We start from the raw sequence: 17,495 nt of genomic DNA on the forward strand, positions 1-17,495 counted from the left end.
CGGGCCCTCGCGTCAGCGGGCGGCCTGTGCCAGCGCGGTCCGCAGGGCGAGCGGGGTCGCGGCCGCCCAGGCCTGCGGCGAGCAGGAGTGCGGGTACGGCACCGGCCCGGCGGTCGCCGAGCGGTCGTACCCGGCGAGGACCTCGGGCAGCCGGTGGCCGTGGTGGCCCGCCGCCGCGACCAGGCCCTCGGTGACGGTGCGCACCTCGGCCGCGAGGCCGTGGCGGGCCAGCCCAAGCGCGATGACCGCGTTGTCGTGCGGCCACGCGCTGCCCCGGTGGTACGACAGCGGGTGGTACGGGCGCTGGCCGGCCGCGAGGGTGCGGATCGCCCAGCCGGAGAAGAAGTCCGGCTCCAGCAGCCGCCGACCGACCCGCCGGGAGCGCTCGGTGTCGAGGATGCCCGACCACAGCAGGTGTCCGGCGTCCGAGGCCAGCGCGTCGACCCGGCGTCCGGCGCCGTCCAGGGCGAGGGCCGGGAAGTCCGCCTCCGGCATCCAGAAGTCCGCCGTGAAGCGCTCGCGGAGGCGGGCGGCGGTGTCGCGGAGCCCGCGCGCGTACGGAGCGTCCGCCCAGACCTCGTCGGCGAGTCGGGCGGTGCGGACGAGCGCGTCGTAGGCATAGCCCTGCGCCTCCGAGACGGCGATGGGCCCTTCGGCCTGGGTGCCGTCGGTGAAGCAGATCGCGCCCGCGGAATCCTTCCAGTTCTGGTTGACCAGGCCGCCCGGGTCCGGGGTGTAGACGAGGTAGCCGTGCTCGTCCAGACCGCCGTCGGTGAGCATCCAGTCCACGGCGCGCCGGGCGTGCCGCTCCAGGCGCAGGGCCAGGGACGGATCGCCGGTGGTCTTGTGGTGGGCCTGGAGCAGGACCAGGAAGAGCGGCGTGGCGTCGACGGCGCCGTAGTACCGGCCGTAGGGGACCTGCCGGAAGTGGGCGAGTTCGCCGTGCCGGGTCTCGTGGACGATGCGGCCGGGCTGCTCTCCGCCGAAGGCGTCGTGGCGCTCGCCCTGGGTGGCGGCGAGGGCGCTGAGGACGGCGGCGGCCGTCGCGGGCCGGTACGGCAGCAGGAAGTACGAGGTCAGCAGGGAGTCACGGCCGAACAGGGTGAGGAACCACGGGATGCCGGCCGCGGGGACGCGCACCTCCTCGCCGTCGACGCCGGTGACCGGGACGGTCAGCAGGTCGATGTCCGCGAGGCCGCGCTCGACGGTGCGGGACAGGTCGTCCGTCGCGGGTTCCCGCCTGTTCGGGCCTCCTTCGGCGGTGGCCGGGGCGGGCGCGGGCCGTCCGTGCGGGTGGGCGCGGACGGTCAGGTGCAGTTCGGCCCGGCCGTGGGCGTCGAGCGGCAGGTGCCAGGTGAGCGTGCGGGCGGTGTCCCGGGGTCCGGCCGGTGCGGGGGCCGCCTTGTCCGGTGCGGGACGGCAGGTGAGTTCGGTCCTGGACCGCCAGTCGGCCCGCCGGTAGGTGATGAGCAGCCCGTCGGCGGTGCCGGCGGTCTCGTACTCCGCACCGGGTTTGGCGTACTCGCGGTCGTCGGCGCGGAGTTCGAAGAGGTCGGCGAAGTCGGCGTCGACGGTGAGGTCGATGCGGGCGGTGACGGGGTCCGGGCGGTTGCCGACCAGGGTGAGGTGCTCGGTGAGGGTGCCGGCGGTGACGCTCTGGCGCCGGAAGACGGTGTAGGCGGGCGGGTGGTCCCGGGTGCCCTCGGGGGTGAGCACGCAGGTGGCCGTGGAGTCGGTCTCCGGCGTGGCGGGCACCAGGGCGGCGGGGGCGGTGCCGTCGACGGTGAGGTGCCAGCGGCTGAGGTGCCGGGCGTCCTGGAAGAACAGTCCGTCGGGCGCCGAGCCGCCGGTGCCGCTGATCTCCCCGTCGGCACCGAGCCGCACGAAGGTGGCCTCGCGCACCAGTTGGACATGTGCGTCGGCGGCGGTCATGGCGTGGACTCCTTCGGGTCGGGCTCCCCCTCGGGGCCGGTGCTCAGCAGGTCGAGCGCGAGGGCGGCGGTCCAGGAGAAGTGCCGGGTGCCCCGCGCCTCACCGGTGCGGGGATCGACGTACTCGGCGAAGCCCGAGCGACCCGCCCGGTCGAGGAAGCCGGCGCGCAGCCGCCCGGCGTCCTGGAGCAGGCCGTGGGTGCGCAGCCCCCGCTCGATCAGCCAGGCGGTGTTGAACCAGGCCGGTCCGCGCCAGTACCGCGTCGGGTCGAAGGCGTGACCGGCCAGGTCGTAGCTCGGGACGAGGCCGGTGGCGGGGGCGTCGAAGTGGGGCCCGGTGAGGGTGTCGTGCAGGCGCCGGACGACGTCCTCGGGCAGGTGGGGGACGAGGAGCGGGATCAGCCCGCTGACGCTCCGCTCGTCGACCGGCGCGCCGGTGTGCAGGTCGCGCACGAGGAACAGGCCGGCCTCCTCGTCCCAGAGCCGGTCCACCAGCGCGCGGGTCAGCTCGGCGGCCCGCTCGGTGTGCGGCCGCCCGGGCAGGCCCAGTTCGCGCGCCATGGCGGCCAGGGCCAGTTCGCTGGCGATCAGCAGCGCGTTGAAGGCCGGGTCCTCCACGGCGAACCGGTGGCGCACGACCCGGTCGTCGTAACCGGCCTCCCGGTACTCGGTGGCCAGCCGGACGTAGCGGCCGTAGTCGAGGTCGGTGGGCCGGTCGGCGGCGTGCCCGTGGTCGAGGTCGGCGCGTCGGAAGGTGCCGGGGTCGATGGGTTCGACGCGCCGCAGGGCGCGGTCCCAGCAGGGGCTGTTGTCCATGCCCGGTTCCCAGGGGTGGACGACCGCCGCGAGGCCGCCGCCGCCGAGGTCGCGGCGGGTGCGGAGGTAGTCGTGCCAGGCGGCGAGGCGGGGGTGGACGCGGGCGAGGAAGCCGCGGCGGCGCGACTCCGCCGGGTCGGCCAGGTGCACCAGCCAGGCCGCCAGGGCGTGCACGGGCGGCTGGACGATGCCGGAGGTCTCGGCGGCCGTCGGGGCGCCCGCGGCGCGGCCGGCCGACGAGGACTGCCAGAAGTCGGGGCTCGGGAAGTAGGCGTCGTGGGGCAGGGCGGGGTTGAAGACGATGTGCGGGACGCGTCCGTCGGCCCACTGGGCGGCCAGCAGGGACTCCAGTTCCCGCTGGGCGCGGCGCACCGAGAGGTGGCGCAGGCCGATGGCGACGAAGGCGGAGTCCCAGCTCCACTGGTGGGGGTAGAGGGTGCGGGAGGGGACGGTGGAGGCGCCGGTCCAGTTGTCGATGAGGACCCGCGCCGCGCCGCGCCGCAGGGTCAGGTCCGCGGGCGCGGCGGGCGCGGGCCGGTCCAGGAGGTTCGGGGCGGACCTCACGCGCCGGACCTCTTCAGGAAGGCGGGGACGGAGCGCACGGCCTCGACGGGGTCGCCGGTCAGCCGGCATTCGAGGGCGAGGTGGCCGTCGTAGCCGATGGTGTGCAGGGCGCCGAGCCAGGCGGGCCAGTCGAGGTGTCCGGCGCCGGGCTGGAAGCGGTTGGAGTCGGAGACCTGCGCGTGGCCGATGACGTCGGCGTGGGCGAGGATCGCGGCGGCGGGGTCGGTCTCCTCGATGTTCATGTGGTAGCTGTCGATGCCGATCCGGACGGAGTCCAGGCCGACCTCGCGGATCAGCCCGGCGGCCTGGTCGAGCCGGTTGACCATGTGGTCCTCGTAGCGGTTGAGCGGCTCCAGGAAGAGGGTGACGCCCTCCCGGCGGGCGTGCTCGCCCAGTTCGGTGAGCCCGGCGAGGAGCACCTCGCGGTCCTCCTCCTCGGTGCGCGGCGGCTCGAAGGGGGGCAGGCGGCGGGAGAACATGCCGTACGAGGCGGGCGTCTGGGCGCCGGTGCCGCCGATCTCGGCGATGACGGTGAGCTGGGACTTCATCTGGGCGACGGCGTCGCGGCGCAGGTCCTCGTCGAAGGCGCCGAGGAAGTGCAGCATGTCGACGCAGACGGTCGGCATGACGACGCCGTCCTCGCGGGCCTGCTCGAGTTCGGCGCGGCGGGAGGCGAAGTGGAGGTCGCCCTTGCCGCGCAGTTCGATCGCGTCGTAGCCGGCCTGCTGGGCGAAGTCCCACTTGGCCTGGAGGGTCTCTCCGGGCAGGAGTTGTTCCTGGACGGCGGTCTTGAGCATGGGGATGCCTTTCGGGACTCTCAGAATTCCAGAACGACCTGCAGCGCCTCGGCGGGCCGCTCGTCCAGCAGTACGTAGGCGTCGGCGGCGTCGGCGACGGGGACGACGTGGCTCACCAGGCCGTCGACGTCCACCTGTCCCTCGGCGACCAGGCGCAGGAAGGTCTGCTGGAGGCGTTCGACCGTCCAGCGATTCGACAGCTGCGGGGGGACGCCGCCGATCTGGGAGCAGATCAGCTGGACCCGGTTGTGGTGGAACTCGTCGCCGAGCCGGAGGCCGATGCCGTCGCCCTGGTAGAAGCCGGAGGCCACCACCCGGCCGCCGGCGGCGACCGAGCGCAGCGCCTCGTGCAGGGCCGGGTAGGCGCCGCTGATCTCGATGGCGAGGTCGGCGCCGAGGCCGCCGGTGGCCTCGCGGACGCGTTCGGCGACGGCGTCGGTGCGGGCGTTGAGGGTGTGCTGGGCGCCGTACCGCTTCGCCGTCTCCAGGCGGCCGTCAAGGGCGTCGACGGCGGTGACGCGGGCGCCGCTGAGCTGCGCGAGGCGGGTGGTGAGCAGACCGATGACGCCCTGCCCGAACACGGCGACGTCCTCGCCGAGGTGGATGTCGCCGGCCAGCACGGCGTTGTACGCGATGGCGCCGACCCGGGCGAAGGCACCGGCCAGCGGCTCCAGGCCGTCCGGCAGGGTGTGCCCGATCATGCGCTCGACGGGGACGATCCCCTCGCCGCGGTGGCCCCAGATGCCCCACACGAGGTCGCCGGGGGCGGGTAGGCCCGGGGTTCCGGCGAGTTCCGGGGAGACCTCGACGACCTCGCCGACCTCGGAGTAGCCCCAGCCGGCCACCGGGTACTCGATGCCGGGCGCTCCGTCGCGGAACAGCCGCGCCTCGGGGTCCCAGGTGCGGGTCAGGTACGGGTTGGTGCCGCGGTAGGCGGTGAGTTCGGTGCCGGCCGAGATGCCCGAGTAGCGGGTGCGGACCCGCAGGTGACCGGGCGGGAGTTCGGCCCTGGGGTGCTCGGCGACCTCCACCTGACGGGGGCCGGTGAACTGGACGACGCGCTCCACGGATGACACGGCTGACACGAAGGGCTCCGGAAGGGTTGCTGGTGCGGTTGCGTCGACAATATCCGCAACTTATGTCTTGTCAACCAGCAAAAGTAGTGCTGTGATGCGTGGCGAGCAGACGTAAGCCGGAACGAGGACACTCAATGCGCATCAGGACCCTGCGGTCGAGGACGACCGCGGTCGGCGTCACGGCAGCCATGGGAATCGGGCTGCTCTCGGGCTGCGCGGGCAGCACCGGGCCCGGCACACCGGACCGTGAGATCACGGTCTGGTCGCAGGAGAACCTGCCCGACCGCGTCGCCGCGACGCAGAAGGTCATCGACGGGTTCGAGAAGAAGAGCGGCGTCAAGGTGAAACTCGTCGGGGTCGACGAGAAGCAGATGCCGCAGCTCATCATGTCCGCGGCGGCGTCGGGCACCCTGCCCGACGTCATCGGCGCCGCCCCCATGGGCCAGGTCTGGCAGATGTACACCAACGGCCTGCTGAACACCGACATCCCGAAGCGGATCGTCGACGGACTCGGGCGCGACACCTTCAACGCCAACGCGCTGGAGCTGACCTCCGACGGCGGCACCAGTCTGGGTGTGCCCTCCGACGCCTGGCTGCAGCTGCTGGTCTACCGCACGGACCAGTTCGGGCAGCAGGGCCTGCCCGCTCCCGACACGTACGCGAAGGCACTGGCCGCCGCCAAGGCGCTGACCACCGGGGGCCACGACGGCATCTCCGCGGCCACCGATCCCAGCGACGCCTTCACGTCCCAGAGCTTCGAGAGCATCGCCCTGGCCAACGACTGCCAACTGGTCGACGACCGGCACGAGGTCGCCCTCGAGTCCCCGCAGTGCGAGGCCGCCTTCCGCACCTACGACCGACTCGCCCGCGTCTACGGCGCCCCGGGCACCCAGACCGTGGACTCCACCCGCGCGACGTACTTCGCGGGCCGGTCCTCCATGGTCATCTGGTCGTCGTTCCTGCTCGACGAACTCGCCGGCCTGCGCAAGGACGCCCTGCCCAGCTGCCCCGAATGCGAGCAGAACCCGCGGTACCTGGCCGACAACAGCGGCATCATCACCGCGATGAAGGGCCCCGACGCGAAGGAGCCGGCCCAGTTCGGCGAGATCTCCTCGTGGGTGACCACGAAGACGGCCGAGACCGCGGCGTCCCGCGAGTTCATCGAGTACATGATGGGCACCGGATACGAGTCCTGGTTCGGCATGGCGCCCGAGGGCAAGATCCCGGTCCGCAAGGGCACGGCCGCCGACCCCGAGCGCTACCTCGACGCCTGGCGCCACAGCGACATCGGCGTCGACACCCGCGAGCCCCTCGACGAGGTCTTCCCCGACAGCCTGCTCGACCAGCTCGCCGACGGCGTCAGCGACATGCGCCGCTGGGGCATCACCCAGGGCGAGGGAGCCCTGGTCGGCGCCACCAACGGCGAACTCCCCGTACCGAAGGCCGTCGGCGCCATGACCAGCGGCCAGATCTCTCCGTCCGAGGCGGCACGCGACGCCGACGAAGAGGTCGCCGCCCTGAAGAAGTCCCTGCAGTAGCCGCCCGCCTGCACCTCACGAAGGTCCCTCATGACTACAGCCCCAGCCGGCGCACCGCAGCGCCGGGACACCGGCCCCCGGTCCACGGACGGGCCCGCCGAACCCCGCCGCCGTCCGATGACCGCCAGCCGCCGCGCCAACCGCGCGGGCCTCGCGTTCGTCTCCCCCACGTTCCTCGTGGTCCTCGTGGTGGTGGTGCTGCCCATCGCGTGGACCGTGCTGCTGGCCTTCCAGAAGGCCAAGCTCGTCGACATCCAGGGCATGGGCCTGTTCGGCAACTGGTCCCTGGACAACTTCGCCCAGGTCTTCGACTCGGCCGGCTTCTGGTCCAGCCTGTGGACCACCCTGCTCTACACGGCGGGCTCCACGCTCGGCTCGGTCGTCCTCGGCCTGGTCGCCGCGCTCGCGCTGCGCAAGCCGTTCAAGGGGCGCGGGGTGCTGCGGGCCGCGATGCTGCTGCCGTACGTCGCGCCCGTCGTCGCCGTGGCCTTCGTCTGGGAGGTCGCGCTCAGCCCGCAGTACGGCGTGGTCAACGACTGGGGGCGGCGGCTGTTCGGCTGGGACGACCCGATCGCGTTCCTGTCGACCCGCGAGTACGAGGTGAACCTCCTCGGACTGCACTTCGACGTCCCGCTGGCGCTGCTGACCGTCATCGTCTTCGAGTGCTGGCGCTACTTCCCCTTCGCCTTCCTCTTCATCCTGGCCCGGCTGCAGGCGGTGCCGGACACCCTGGAGGAGGCCGCGCTGGTCGACGGCGCCACCGTCACCCAGCGCTTCCGGCACGTCCTGCTCCCCCAGCTGATGCCGGTCATCGCGCTGCTGTGCGTGCTGCGCTTCATCATGACGTTCAACAAGTTCGACGACGTCTACCTGCTCACCGGAGGCGGCGCCGGCACCGACGTGGCCGCGGTGCGCGTCTACGACTTCCTCACCGCCCGCTACGACGTGGGGGCCGCGGCCGCCCAGGCGCTCGTCCTGGCCCTCGTACTGATGATCCTGCTGGGCCTCTACTTCAAGTTCTTCGGCAACAAGGTCCAGGAGGAAGCGTGACCCAGAAGGCGGCCCTGAGCCGGGCCCGGTTCGAGGAGCGGTTCTTCGGCGTCGCGCGGTGGATCGTCATCGCGTTCCTCGCCGTGATCACCCTCCTGCCCTTCTACTACATGGTGCTGCTGTCGCTGAAGCCCATCGACGCGCTGCTGCTCGACCCGGGCTCCCTGTGGATCTCGGCGAAGGACTTCACCCTCTCCACCTACCAGGACGTACTGCGCTCCACCGACGACGGCGGCCAGGGGTTCCTCAAGTTCCTGGCCAACTCCGCGCTCGTCTCCCTGGGTACGGTCGCACTGACCCTGGTGGCCGCCGTGCCCGGCGCCTACGCCGTCAGCCGGCTGAAGTTCTTCGGCCACCGCCAGGTCAGCGCCCTCTTCCTGGCCGTGTACATGTTCCCGGCGACCCTGCTGGCCGTGCCGCTCTTCGTCATCTTCGCGAAGATCGGCCTGTCCTCCAGCCTGGTCGGTCTCGCCATCGTCTACGTCGCCCAGACCGTGCCGGTGTCGATCTACATGCTGAAGAACTACCTCGTCACCATCCCGGCCTCCATCGAGGAGGCCGCGGCGCTGGACGGGTGCTCGCGGCTGCAGACCGTCCGCAAGGTGATCCTGCCGCTCGCCCTGCCCTCCCTGATGGCGACCGGGCTGTACGTCTTCATGATCGCGTGGAACGAGTTCCTGTTCGCGCTGCTGTTCCTGGCCGCCGACCCCGGTCAGTGGACGGTCTCCCTGGGACTGGCCCAGCTCTCCAACGGCATCGAGGTGCCGAAGACGATCCTGATGGCCGGTTCCGTGGTGCTGACGATCCCCGTGGTACTTCTGTTCTTCGCCGCCGAACGACTGCTGACCGAGGGTCTGACCAGCGGCGCCGACAAGAGTTGAGCCCTGGGGGACACATGATGACGTCGAGTCAGGCCAGCGCGGGCGCGCTGCTGCAGCTGATCCGCAGCGGCCGCGCCAACACCCGGGCCGACCTCCAGCAGGCCACCGGACTGTCCCGGTCCACCGTGGGTCAGCGCCTCGACCTGCTCAACCGCGCGGGGTGGCTGCGCCACACCACCGGCGAGTCCACGGGTGGCCGGCCGTCCCACCGGATCGCGTTCGACCCGGGCCACGCGTCGGTCATCGCCTTCGACCTGGAGACCCGGCACGCCCGCGCCGCCGTCCTCGACCTCGCCGGCACCATCCTGGCCGAGCACACCGGCCCGATGGACGTCGGCGAGGGGCCCGAGCACGTCCTGGACCGGCTGGCCGAGTGGTTCCCCGACCTGATCGCGGCGGCCGGCGTCCCGGCCTCCCACGTCGCGGGTATCGGGCTGTCGGTACCGGGGCCGGTCGACTGGGAGTCCGGGCGGGTGATCGAGCCGCCCATCATGCCGGGCTGGGACCGGTACCCCATCCGCGAGCGGCTGCGGAAGGCGTACGCGGAACAAATGGGCCTGGACGCGGAGGCCGGCGCCGTCCCGGTACTCGTGGACAACGACGCCAACCTGATGGCACTGGCCGAGCACCAGGCCAACCACCGTGACTGTTCGTCCTTCGTCCTGCTGAAGGTCTCCACGGGCATCGGCGCGGGCGTCGTCATCGGCGACACGCTCTACCGGGGCATCGACGGCGGGGCCGGCGACATCGGGCACATCCGTCTGCACGACCGGTCCGACGCGCTGTGCATGTGCGGCTCCCACGGCTGCCTCGCGGCCGTCGCCAGTGGGCGGGCCATCGCCAAGGAGCTGTCCGCCCTCGGCCTCGACACCGCCTCGGGGCGGGACGTCCGGCGGCTGCTCAACGAGGGGCACCCGGACGCCGTGCGGCTGGCCCGCGAGGCCGGCCGGCGAGTGGGCGAGGTGCTGGTCACGGTCGTCACCCTGCTCAACCCTGGCGTGCTCATGATCGCCGGTGAGCTGTCCGGGGTGCCGTTCCTGACCGGGGTGCGCGAGCTGGTGTACCAGCGGGCGATGCCCCGCGCCACGGCCAACCTCCAGGTCGTCACCTCACGGCTCGGCGACCACGCGGGGCTCATCGGGGCCGCCGCCATGGTCGTGGAGCACCTCTACTCCCCCGCGGGCGCCGACGCGCGGCTCGACCGGCTCACGGCGTGAGCGCGGCGCCGCCCGGACCGCGCCCGTCCGAGCCCCCACCAGAACAGGAAGACCGTGACCGCTGAACCCGCCCCCTGGACCGACCGCCCCGTAGAGGTCGGGCTCGTGGGTGCCGGCCCCTGGGCCCGGACGATGCACGCCCGGGTACTCGCCGCCGGGCCCGAGACCCGGCTCACCGCCGTGTGGGCCCGCCGCACGGAGGCCGCCCGCGAGACCGCCGCTCCCTACGCCGCCCATGTCGCCGCCGGCTTCGACGAGTTGCTGGACCACTGCGAGGCGGTGGCCTTCGCCGTGCCGCCCGCGGTCCAGGCCGAACTGGCACCACGTGCGGCCGAGCGCGGCAAGGCCCTGCTGCTGGAGAAGCCGCTCGGCCCCGATCTGTCCGCGGCCCGCCGCGTGGCCGACGCGGTCACCGAGGCGGGCGTGGTCTCCCAGCTCGTACTGACCAAGCGCTACCACCCGGCCACCCGGGCCTTCCTGGCGGCCGCACGGGACTTCGAGGTGGCCGGCGCCCGCTCCCGCTACCTCCACGGCGCCTTCCTGGGCGGTGACCTCGCCACCGGCTGGCGCTTGGAGCACGGGGCACTGCTCGACCTCGGTCCCCATCTGCTCGACCTGCTGGACACCGCGGTCGGTCCGATCACCGCCGTCCGCGCCACCGGCGACCCGCGCCGCTGGGCCGAACTGACCTGCGAGCACGAGAACGGGGCGGTGAGCCAGGCGTCGCTGTCCGGCTCCGTGGCCGTCCCCCGCACCCTGACCCGCGTCGAACTCTTCGGCGCGGCGCAGCCGCTGGTCTACGACACGGCCGGCATCGACCACGAGGAGTGCTGGCCGGTCCTGCGCCACGACTTCGCGACGGCCGTCCGCACGGGTACTCCCGGGCCGCTCGACGCGGGGCGCGGCCTGTACTTGCAGCGGCTGTTGGAGCGGGCCGCGCACGGCTGACCGGCCGGACCGCGGGCCGGTGCCTCAGCGCGTGTCCGTCAGGCCGCCCGTCACGGCGACGACCTCACCGACGGTGAAACTGGAGTCCGCGTCGGACGCCAGGTACACGTACGCGGGCGCCACCTCCTCCGGCTGGGCGACGCGTCCCATCGGAGCCGAACTGCCGAGGTTGGTCAGGTAGTCGTCCGTGAACCGCTGGCCCGACAGGTTGAGCACCGTCCAGGTGGGGCCCGGTGAGACGATGTTCGCGCGGACACCGCGCTGGGCGAGGTGCGGGGCGATGGACTTGGTGAAGACCACCAGGGCGGCCTTCGAGGCGGCGTAGTCCATCATGATCTCGCTGCCCTTGAGGGCCTCCTCGGAGGCGGTGGCGATCACCGCGTCACCGTGGGAGAGGTGCGGCAGGGCCGCCATGACCAGGTGGAAGTAGGCGTAGACGTTGGTCTTGAAGACCCGGTCGAAGTCCTCCGCCGTCAGGTCGGAGAGGCTGTTCTGGCTGTTGAGGTAGGCGGCGTTGCTCACCAGGACGTTGAGACCGCCGAGTTCCGCCACGGTGCGCTCGACGACGTCCGCGCAGAACGCCGGGTCGCACAGGTCGCCCGGCAGCAGGAGGCAGGTGCGGCCCTCCTTCTCGACCGCCGCGCGGGTCTCGTCGGCGTCGCCGTGCTCCTCGGGCAGGTGGACGACGGCGACGTCGGCCCCCTCTCGGGCGTAGAGCACGGCGACCGCGCGGCCGATGCCGGAGTCGCCCCCGGTGATCAGCGCGACCTTCCCGGTGAGCTTTCCGGAACCGCGGTAGTTCGGGGCGAGGTAGCGCGGGCGCACCTCCATCAGCTCTTCCAGACCGGGCCGCTGCTGGCGCTCGAAGCGGTAGGGCGGGGTGATCTCCGCCTCCTCCTGGGGCATCGCCGGACGGTCGAGCGGTCCGCCGCCCATGCCGTTCCTCTCCGCCATCACTGGCCTCCACACGATCGCTTGCACGGTCGGCGCCGTCGGCCGACGGCGCACAGAATCCGCATGTCCGGAGCTCAGGGCCTCAAACGACCCACCGGTTCAGTCGACGACCGCGGTGGCCTCGACCTCGATCAGGTGCTCGGGCACGTCCAGCGCCGCGACGTGAGCGTGGCGGGCGGCACCGGGGTCGTTCCCAGGACGTTCAGCTTCGTCACGTCCGCGAAGGAGGCACCGGCGGCGATCGACACCTGCCGGCAGACGTCGATCTCACTTTTCGGTGACTGAGGAACCCTTTGGTGACCGAGAAGTCCCGATGGCCGCGCCACCGCCGTGAGACACTTTGCCTCGCCTTTGCCTTCCGGGAACCCCGTGGCTCCCAGGGGCGTTCAGGCTGGTGAGAGTCAAGACGCATACACAGCAACAGAAGCCGAGGTGGCACGAGTGGCGATGTGGGACAAGATCAAGGACCAGGCCAAGACCTTCCAGCAGTCCCAGGGCACTCGGGGAGCAAGCGGTCACGGACAGCAGGGACACGGGCGGCAGGGGTACGGGCAGCAGGGCGTCGGCGGCGGGTCGGGGTCGTCGTCCTCGGGCGGTTCCAAGGCCCAGCTGATCGGGCTGTTCAAGTCCCAGCTGGCGTCGGTCAAGACCGAGCTCAAGAGCGGTGCCTACCGGGACGCCAGCATGGCCATGTGCGCGCTGGTCGCCGCGGCCGACGGCCAGGTGGAGCCGGCGGAGCGCCAGCGCGTGGAGGAGCTGATCGTCTCCAACGAGGTGCTGCAGAACTTCCCGGCCGACCAGCTCCGCCAGCGTTTCAACCAGCACGTGGACAAGCTCCTCGCCAACTTCGAGCTCGGCAGGAGCGAGGCCCTTCAGGTGATCGCCAAGGCCGCCAAGAAGCCCGCGGAGGCCCGGGCCGTCATCCAGACCGGCATGGTCATCGCCGGTGCCGACGGGGTCTTCGAGCCGTCCGAGCAGTACGCGATCCGCGAGGCCTGCACCGCCCTCGGCGTGCCGCCGTCGGAGTTCGGGGTCTGATCCCTCGACGCCGGCCTCGTGCGGCAGTCGGTCGCCGGGCAGTTCCCTCGGTGGAGGGGACTGCCCGGCGAGCGCTTCCCCTCCGGCGGCACGGTCAACGCGATGGACCGGCTGGGCGACGACATGGCCGTACGGCTGCCGCTGGTGGCGGGCGGGGCCGGGGACGTGACGGCGGAGCGCGAGTGGCTGCCCCGCCTCGCGCCCCTGCTGCCCACCACGATCCCCGAGGCCGGGGCACTGACCGCACCCGAGCCGCTGGCCGGGGACCTGGCCCGCTTCGTCGCCGCCATGCGCGACGTCACCCTGCCGGGCGCACCGGTCGCTCGTCGCGGCGGCCCGCTCGACGCGGGGACCCGGGCCGCCCTCGACGCGTTGCGCGCCCTTCCCGAGGAGGGCGTCGGCTGCGAGGCCCTGGCCGCCGTCTGCTTCCGGCCACCGCCCGTAAGGTCTTCCGCGAGACGCTGGGCGTGGACGACGCGACCTGGCGCCGCGGCCGGGCGCGGACACTCACCCAGGCACTGATCGCGCTCCCGTACGACCGCGGGACCAACCCCGCGATGGCGGGCAACGCCCGCCATGTCATCCGGGCGGTACTGGCGGAGACCTGCTGAACCTCCGCCCCGACCGCTCCGCTACGGCGCGATCCCGACCCCGTCGATCCTGCTCCACGCCCGCTCCTGTGCGGCCGTCATGGCGGGCCAGTCCAGCCCGCCGGGCCGGGGCCGCACCCGGGAGGCGTAGGACGCCGGGTGGTACCCGGGTTCGTAGTGGCAGCCGCCGCCGTGCTCCGCGTCGAAGGCGGCGCAGGAGGCCGCGATCGAGCGCGGCGTCGGTTTGCGGCCGGAGCGCGCCCAGTCGTCCAGCGCCGCGAGGGAGTTGGCGTACTCGGCGTCGCTCAGGGAGCTGTGCTCGCGCTCGTCGGTGAACGTCTGGACCAGGTTCCCGCCCCGGCCCGCGCCCCGGAGGGTGGCGCGGAAGGCGGCCTCGTGCTCCACGAAGGCCGTGGGGTCGTCGATCGCGTGCAGGGTGAGGACCGGCAGGGAGACCTCGCCGGTGAGGTCGCTGTCGTAGGAGAGGTCCCGGCGGGCGGTGGGGTCGGCCGAGAAGCGTTCGACGCCCGCGTTGAGCGCCTTGTCGTCGTGCGAACCCGAGTAGCGCACGCCCCGGTTGGAGAACGGGTTGCGGCCGCCGAGCCGGTTCGCGACGATGTCCCGGAACGTGAAGGTCGCGAAGCGCAGGTGGGACTCCAGGGTGCGCTCCGGGACGCCGGTCACCGCGAGGATGTCGTCGAGGTTGCGCTGCTGGCGGGTGGTGCGCTCCGCCGGGTCGGAGGCGTAGCCGGTGCACTCCTGGAGACGGGCGCGCAGCCCCGCGGTGGTCATGGTGGAGTCCGGGCGCAGCCCCTGCCACAGCGGGTACCGCGGCTCGCTCGGGCGCGGGTGGTTGCGGCAGTAGTACTGGTAGACGACCCGCAGGTCGACCCGGTAGTCGTAGCCGCGCGAACCGCCGCCGAGGACGCCGTTGGTCAGCAGCACCCCGTCGTAGGCGCCCGGCCGGCCGCCGTAGGTCTCGGCGGCCTTGGCGGCGACGTTGCCGCCCCAGGACTGTCCGTGCAGGTACGTCCGCTCCGGCCGGCCGAAGTGCTCGGTGAACAGCCGGCGTACGTTCTCGGTGTCGGCGGCCGCCATCCTGGCTCCGTAGCCGCCCCGCCGGTAGGCGGAGCCGGCCCACGCGTACCCCTCCTCGACCATCACCGCCCACCGCTGGAGGTCTTCGGTGCCGCGGGCCGGGTCGGAGGCCTCGCCGAGGTCGGGGCCGCCGTGGGCGTGCACGACGAGGGAGCCGTTCCAGCGGCTCGGCACGGCCATCGCGTAGTGGGCGCCGTTCGCGTCCCGGCCGGTGTAGCAGCGTGCCTTGCCCGCCAGTTCCGCCGGACAGTCGGCGGCGGCCGGGCTCGTGCCCGGCCGGGCGGCCCGCTCGGGGGCGGCGGACACGTTGCCGAGGGTGCCGAGGAGGACGGCGGCCAGGACGGCGGCCAGGATTGCCGGACGGCGTCGGCGGGGCGCGGCCCAGGGGACACGGGTGGGCGCATGCGGTGTGGTCACGGGCGGCTCCTGTACGTGCTGCGCGCGCGAAGTTGCGCCGCGAGCCGCGATGTTGGGAACGCGCGGGAACCGGAGCCACCCCTTCGATCATTGCGTTCATAGTGTTCCCGCGTCCGTCGGACCCCACGGATGACTCAGCTGTCGTAGTCCACGGTCAGCTTCTCGGAGACCGGGTACGACTGGCAGGTCAGGACGTACCCGGCGGCCACCTCCGCGTCCTCCAGGGCGAAGTTGCGGCGCATGTCGGCCCGGCCGTCGGTGACCAGGGCGCGGCAGGTGCCGCAGACGCCGCCCTTGCAGGCGAAGGGCAGGTCGGGGCGGGTCTGCTGGGCGCCGTCGAGGATGGTCCGCTCCCGGGACAGGGAGGAGGTGGTGGAGCGGCCGTCGAGGGTGATGACGACCTCGCTGACGGGTCCCTGGGGGCCGGCCTCCTCGTGCCGGACCTCCCGGACGGGCTCGTCCTCGGCGAAGAACAGCTCCCGGTGGACGCGGTCCGGCGGGACGCCGAGGCCGGCCAGGACCCGCTGGGCGTCGGCGACCATGCCCTGCGGGCCGCACAGCCACCAGTGGTCCGCCCGCTCCACGTCGACCAGGTTGTCGACGAGCGCCGCCAGCCGCTCGGCGTCCAGGCGGCCGGAGAGCACCTCGGCCTCGCGGGGTTCGCGGGACAGCACGTGGGCGAGGTGGAAGCGGGTGGGGTACAGGTCCTTCAGGTCCGCCAGTTCGTCGGCGAACATCACCGTGCCGGTGCGGCGGTTGCCGTAGAAGAGGGTGACCGTCGAGCGGTCGTCGGCGGCCAGCACCGACTCGGCGATGGACATCATGGGCGTGACGCCCGAGCCGGCCGCGACCAGCACGTGGTGGCCGGGGGTGGACAGGTCGGGCGTGAAGATGCCGGTGGGGGCCATCACCTCCACGGTGTCGCCTGGCCGCACCTCGTTCACCAGCCACGACGAGAACAGGCCGCCGGGGACCACCCGGACCCCGATGCGCGGGACGGAACCGGCCGGCGAGCAGATCGAGTACGAGCGGCGCTCGTCCCGGCCGTCGACCTCGCGCCGCAGGGTGAGCGACTGGCCGGGCGTGAAGGCGAACTCCCCGGCCAGCGCGTCGGGGACCTCGAAGCTCACGGCCGCCGCGTCCGCGCACAGCCGCTCGACGGCGGCGACGCGCAGACGGTGGAAGGCCGGGCGGCGGCGCGTGCGTACCGCCGGTGCGGCGGCGGACGCCGAGGCGGGGGCGGTCGGGGCCATCAGATCTCCTTGACGTGCTCGAACGGCTCGCGGCAGGCCCGGCAGCGCCACAGCGCCTTGCAGGACGTGGCGGCGAAGCGGGAGGTCTCCTCGGTGTCCCGCGAGCCGCACCGGGGGCAGGGCACCGCGGGCCGGGTGGGCGACAGGACGAGGGGGACGGGGCCGCGCGGGGCGGCGCCGGGCGGGGCGATGCCGTGCTCGGCGAGCTTGCGGCGGCCGGGCTCGGTGATCCAGTCGCTGGTCCAGGGCGGGTCGAGGACCGTGCGGATCTCCACCCGGTCGTATCCCGCCGCCCGCAGCCGGGCGGCGACGTCGGCCCGCATCTCGGCCATCGCCGGGCAGCCCGAGTAGGTGGGGGTGAGGCTCGCGACGACCGCGCCCTCCCCGGTGACCTCGACGTCCCTCAGTACGCCGAGGTCGGCCAGGGTCAGCATGGGCAGCTCGGGGTCGGGGACCTGCTCGGCGATGTGCCGGGCGCGACGGGCGTCGAGGAGCGCGGTCACCATGTCGCCTCCGGGTGGGCGCGGGCGATACCTTGCAGCTCGGTGAGGAGCGGCACCAGGTGCTCGGTGTGCTCGCCGGCGCGGCCGGAACCGGGCAGCGGGCGGTACACGGGCAGGGGCAGCCCGGCCGCCTCGGTGACCTGCCGGAGCACGTCGGCGACCTCCTCGCGCACGTCGTGGGTGGCGTGCAGCTCGTCGACGTACGGGGCGACCTGCTCCAGCGCCGCGCGCGTCCTGCGGTGCGACTCGTCGGTGCCGTCGCCCAGCCGCACGGTCCACTCGGCGGCGTACTGCCGGTGGTAGGTCAGCTCCTTGACGCCCTTGGCGGCGACGGCGGCGAGGACCGGGTCGGGGTGGGCCGCCAGCCGCTGGAAGTGGGCCAGGCGCCAGCTGGAGAGCACCAGCAGCCGCACGATCGCGAAGGCGAAGTCGCCCCCTGGCAGTTCGGCCAGGCGCACGTTGCGGAAGTCGCCGGCGTCCCGGAAGTAGGCGTAGGCGTCCTCGTCCCGGCCGCTGCCGTCCACCTGGCCGGCGCGGGAGTAGAGCAGGCGAGCCTGGCCGAGGAGGTCGAGGCCGATGTTGGCCAGCGCCACCTCCTCCTCCAGCTCGGGCGCGCGTGTGACCCACTCGGCGAGCCGCTGCGCGCTCACCAGGGCGTCGTCGGCGAGCGCCACGCACTCGGCGGCCAGTTCACCTGCGTCGACGCCCTCCGGCACGGTGGTGTCCACCCCGTGCAGCGGGTCCTCGAAGCCGGTGCCGTAGGCCCAGCGGGTGTCGTCCTCGTGCCCCTCGGCCAGGGTCAGGTAGACGTGGTCGTCACTCAT

At 73.1% G+C, this 17,495-nt stretch carries 15 protein-coding genes and 2 pseudogenes; 7 read left to right on the forward strand and 10 right to left on the reverse strand.

The window, feature by feature from the left end; translation table 11 throughout:
* Nucleotides 1–12 precede the first annotated feature (12 nt).
* The 4 genes from AMK11_RS24420 to AMK11_RS24435 are packed head-to-tail and all read right to left on the reverse strand — an operon-like array spanning nt 13 to nt 5,175.
* A complete protein-coding gene (locus tag AMK11_RS24420; protein WP_073730155.1) occupies nt 13–1,932 on the reverse strand; it encodes an amylo-alpha-1,6-glucosidase in 1,920 nt (639 codons plus the stop codon).
* Nucleotides 1,929–3,311, reverse strand: coding sequence for an MGH1-like glycoside hydrolase domain-containing protein (locus AMK11_RS24425; RefSeq protein WP_073730156.1), 1,383 nt, complete (start codon nt 3,309–3,311; stop codon nt 1,929–1,931). Before AMK11_RS24425 ends, AMK11_RS24420 begins: the two co-directional genes overlap by 4 nt.
* The gene (locus tag AMK11_RS24430) at nt 3,308–4,108 is read right to left on the reverse strand and encodes a sugar phosphate isomerase/epimerase family protein (protein ID WP_073730157.1); all 801 of its coding nucleotides are present in this window, start codon (nt 4,106–4,108) and stop codon (nt 3,308–3,310) included. Before AMK11_RS24430 ends, AMK11_RS24425 begins: the two co-directional genes overlap by 4 nt.
* Before the next feature lie 20 nt (nt 4,109–4,128).
* Entirely contained in the window at nt 4,129–5,175 is a 1,047-nt protein-coding gene (locus AMK11_RS24435; protein WP_073730158.1) for a zinc-dependent alcohol dehydrogenase, read from the reverse strand.
* Nucleotides 5,176–5,318: 143 nt separating this feature from the next.
* On the opposite strand from AMK11_RS24435, the gene AMK11_RS24440 reads away from it, so the two are divergent.
* Genes AMK11_RS24440 through AMK11_RS24460 form a run of 5 tightly spaced genes read left to right on the forward strand, consistent with a single transcriptional unit; the run spans nt 5,319 to nt 10,818 of the window.
* Nucleotides 5,319–6,722: an ABC transporter substrate-binding protein gene (locus AMK11_RS24440; protein ID WP_073730159.1), complete on the forward strand. Its 1,404-nt coding sequence runs from the start codon at nt 5,319–5,321 to the stop codon at nt 6,720–6,722.
* A gap of 30 nt (nt 6,723–6,752) precedes the next feature.
* Nucleotides 6,753–7,772: a carbohydrate ABC transporter permease gene (locus tag AMK11_RS24445; protein WP_073730160.1), complete on the forward strand. Its 1,020-nt coding sequence runs from the start codon at nt 6,753–6,755 to the stop codon at nt 7,770–7,772.
* On the forward strand, nt 7,769–8,653 hold the full coding sequence (locus AMK11_RS24450; RefSeq protein WP_073730161.1) for a carbohydrate ABC transporter permease: 885 nt from the start codon (nt 7,769–7,771) through the stop codon (nt 8,651–8,653). The genes AMK11_RS24445 and AMK11_RS24450 overlap by 4 nt, the downstream gene beginning before the upstream one ends.
* Nucleotides 8,654–8,670: 17 nt before the next feature.
* Nucleotides 8,671–9,870, forward strand: coding sequence for an ROK family transcriptional regulator (locus AMK11_RS24455; RefSeq protein ID WP_073730341.1), 1,200 nt, complete (start codon nt 8,671–8,673; stop codon nt 9,868–9,870).
* Between the two features lie 54 nt (nt 9,871–9,924).
* Nucleotides 9,925–10,818, forward strand: a complete 894-nt coding sequence (locus tag AMK11_RS24460) for a Gfo/Idh/MocA family protein (RefSeq protein ID WP_073730162.1) — start codon at nt 9,925–9,927, stop codon at nt 10,816–10,818.
* A 24-nt stretch (nt 10,819–10,842) separates the two neighbouring features.
* Here the strand turns inward: AMK11_RS24460 and AMK11_RS24465 are convergent, their stop codons facing one another.
* Both AMK11_RS24465 and AMK11_RS38700 read right to left on the reverse strand, forming a co-directional pair.
* Entirely contained in the window at nt 10,843–11,772 is a 930-nt protein-coding gene (locus tag AMK11_RS24465) for an SDR family oxidoreductase (RefSeq protein ID WP_241847068.1), read from the reverse strand.
* A 99-nt stretch (nt 11,773–11,871) separates the two neighbouring features.
* A pseudogene (locus AMK11_RS38700) lies at nt 11,872–12,011 on the reverse strand (RidA family protein); the annotation flags it as partial.
* 202 nt (nt 12,012–12,213) lie between these two features.
* Here AMK11_RS38700 and AMK11_RS24475 point away from each other — a divergent pair.
* Together AMK11_RS24475 and AMK11_RS24480 are read left to right on the forward strand one after the other, a co-directional pair.
* On the forward strand, nt 12,214–12,810 hold the full coding sequence (locus tag AMK11_RS24475; protein ID WP_073730164.1) for a tellurite resistance TerB family protein: 597 nt from the start codon (nt 12,214–12,216) through the stop codon (nt 12,808–12,810).
* 18 nt (nt 12,811–12,828) lie between these two features.
* Nucleotides 12,829–13,421, forward strand: a pseudogene (locus tag AMK11_RS24480) (hypothetical protein).
* Nucleotides 13,422–13,442: 21 nt separating this feature from the next.
* On the opposite strand, the gene AMK11_RS24485 reads toward AMK11_RS24480, so the two are convergent.
* From AMK11_RS24485 to paaC, 4 genes are all read right to left on the reverse strand, one after another.
* Nucleotides 13,443–14,915 carry a DUF6351 family protein gene (locus AMK11_RS24485; protein WP_073730165.1) on the reverse strand — a complete coding sequence of 491 codons (1,473 nt, stop codon included), beginning with the start codon at nt 14,913–14,915 and terminating at the stop codon, nt 13,443–13,445.
* 134 nt (nt 14,916–15,049) lie between these two features.
* Nucleotides 15,050–16,168 carry a 1,2-phenylacetyl-CoA epoxidase subunit PaaE gene (gene paaE, locus AMK11_RS24490; protein WP_073730166.1) on the reverse strand — a complete coding sequence of 373 codons (1,119 nt, stop codon included), beginning with the start codon at nt 16,166–16,168 and terminating at the stop codon, nt 15,050–15,052.
* The gene (paaD, locus tag AMK11_RS24495; protein WP_073730167.1) at nt 16,168–16,674 is read right to left on the reverse strand and encodes a 1,2-phenylacetyl-CoA epoxidase subunit PaaD; all 507 of its coding nucleotides are present in this window, start codon (nt 16,672–16,674) and stop codon (nt 16,168–16,170) included. Before paaD ends, paaE begins: the two co-directional genes overlap by 1 nt.
* Nucleotides 16,668–17,495: a 1,2-phenylacetyl-CoA epoxidase subunit PaaC gene (gene paaC / locus AMK11_RS24500; protein ID WP_073730168.1), complete on the reverse strand. Its 828-nt coding sequence runs from the start codon at nt 17,493–17,495 to the stop codon at nt 16,668–16,670. Before paaC ends, paaD begins: the two co-directional genes overlap by 7 nt.

It is taken from the genome of Streptomyces sp. CB02414 (assembly GCF_001905385.1).
GTDB lineage: Bacteria > Actinomycetota > Actinomycetes > Streptomycetales > Streptomycetaceae > Streptomyces.

Coding starts and splice junctions, on each gene's coding strand:
- AMK11_RS24420 (WP_073730155.1), bottom strand. CDS start 1,932: ATGACCGCCGCCGACGCACATGTCCAACTGGTGCGCGAGGCCACCTTC.
- AMK11_RS24430 (WP_073730157.1), bottom strand. CDS start 4,108: ATGCTCAAGACCGCCGTCCAGGAACAACTCCTGCCCGGAGAGACCCTC.
- AMK11_RS24440 (WP_073730159.1), top strand. CDS start 5,319: ATGCGCATCAGGACCCTGCGGTCGAGGACGACCGCGGTCGGCGTCACG.
- AMK11_RS24445 (WP_073730160.1), top strand. CDS start 6,753: ATGACTACAGCCCCAGCCGGCGCACCGCAGCGCCGGGACACCGGCCCC.
- AMK11_RS24455 (WP_073730341.1), top strand. CDS start 8,671: ATGACGTCGAGTCAGGCCAGCGCGGGCGCGCTGCTGCAGCTGATCCGC.
- AMK11_RS24465 (WP_241847068.1), bottom strand. CDS start 11,772: ATGGCGGAGAGGAACGGCATGGGCGGCGGACCGCTCGACCGTCCGGCG.
- paaE (WP_073730166.1), bottom strand. CDS start 16,168: ATGGCCCCGACCGCCCCCGCCTCGGCGTCCGCCGCCGCACCGGCGGTA.
- paaD (WP_073730167.1), bottom strand. CDS start 16,674: ATGGTGACCGCGCTCCTCGACGCCCGTCGCGCCCGGCACATCGCCGAG.
- paaC (WP_073730168.1), bottom strand. CDS start 17,495: ATGAGTGACGACCACGTCTACCTGACCCTGGCCGAGGGGCACGAGGAC.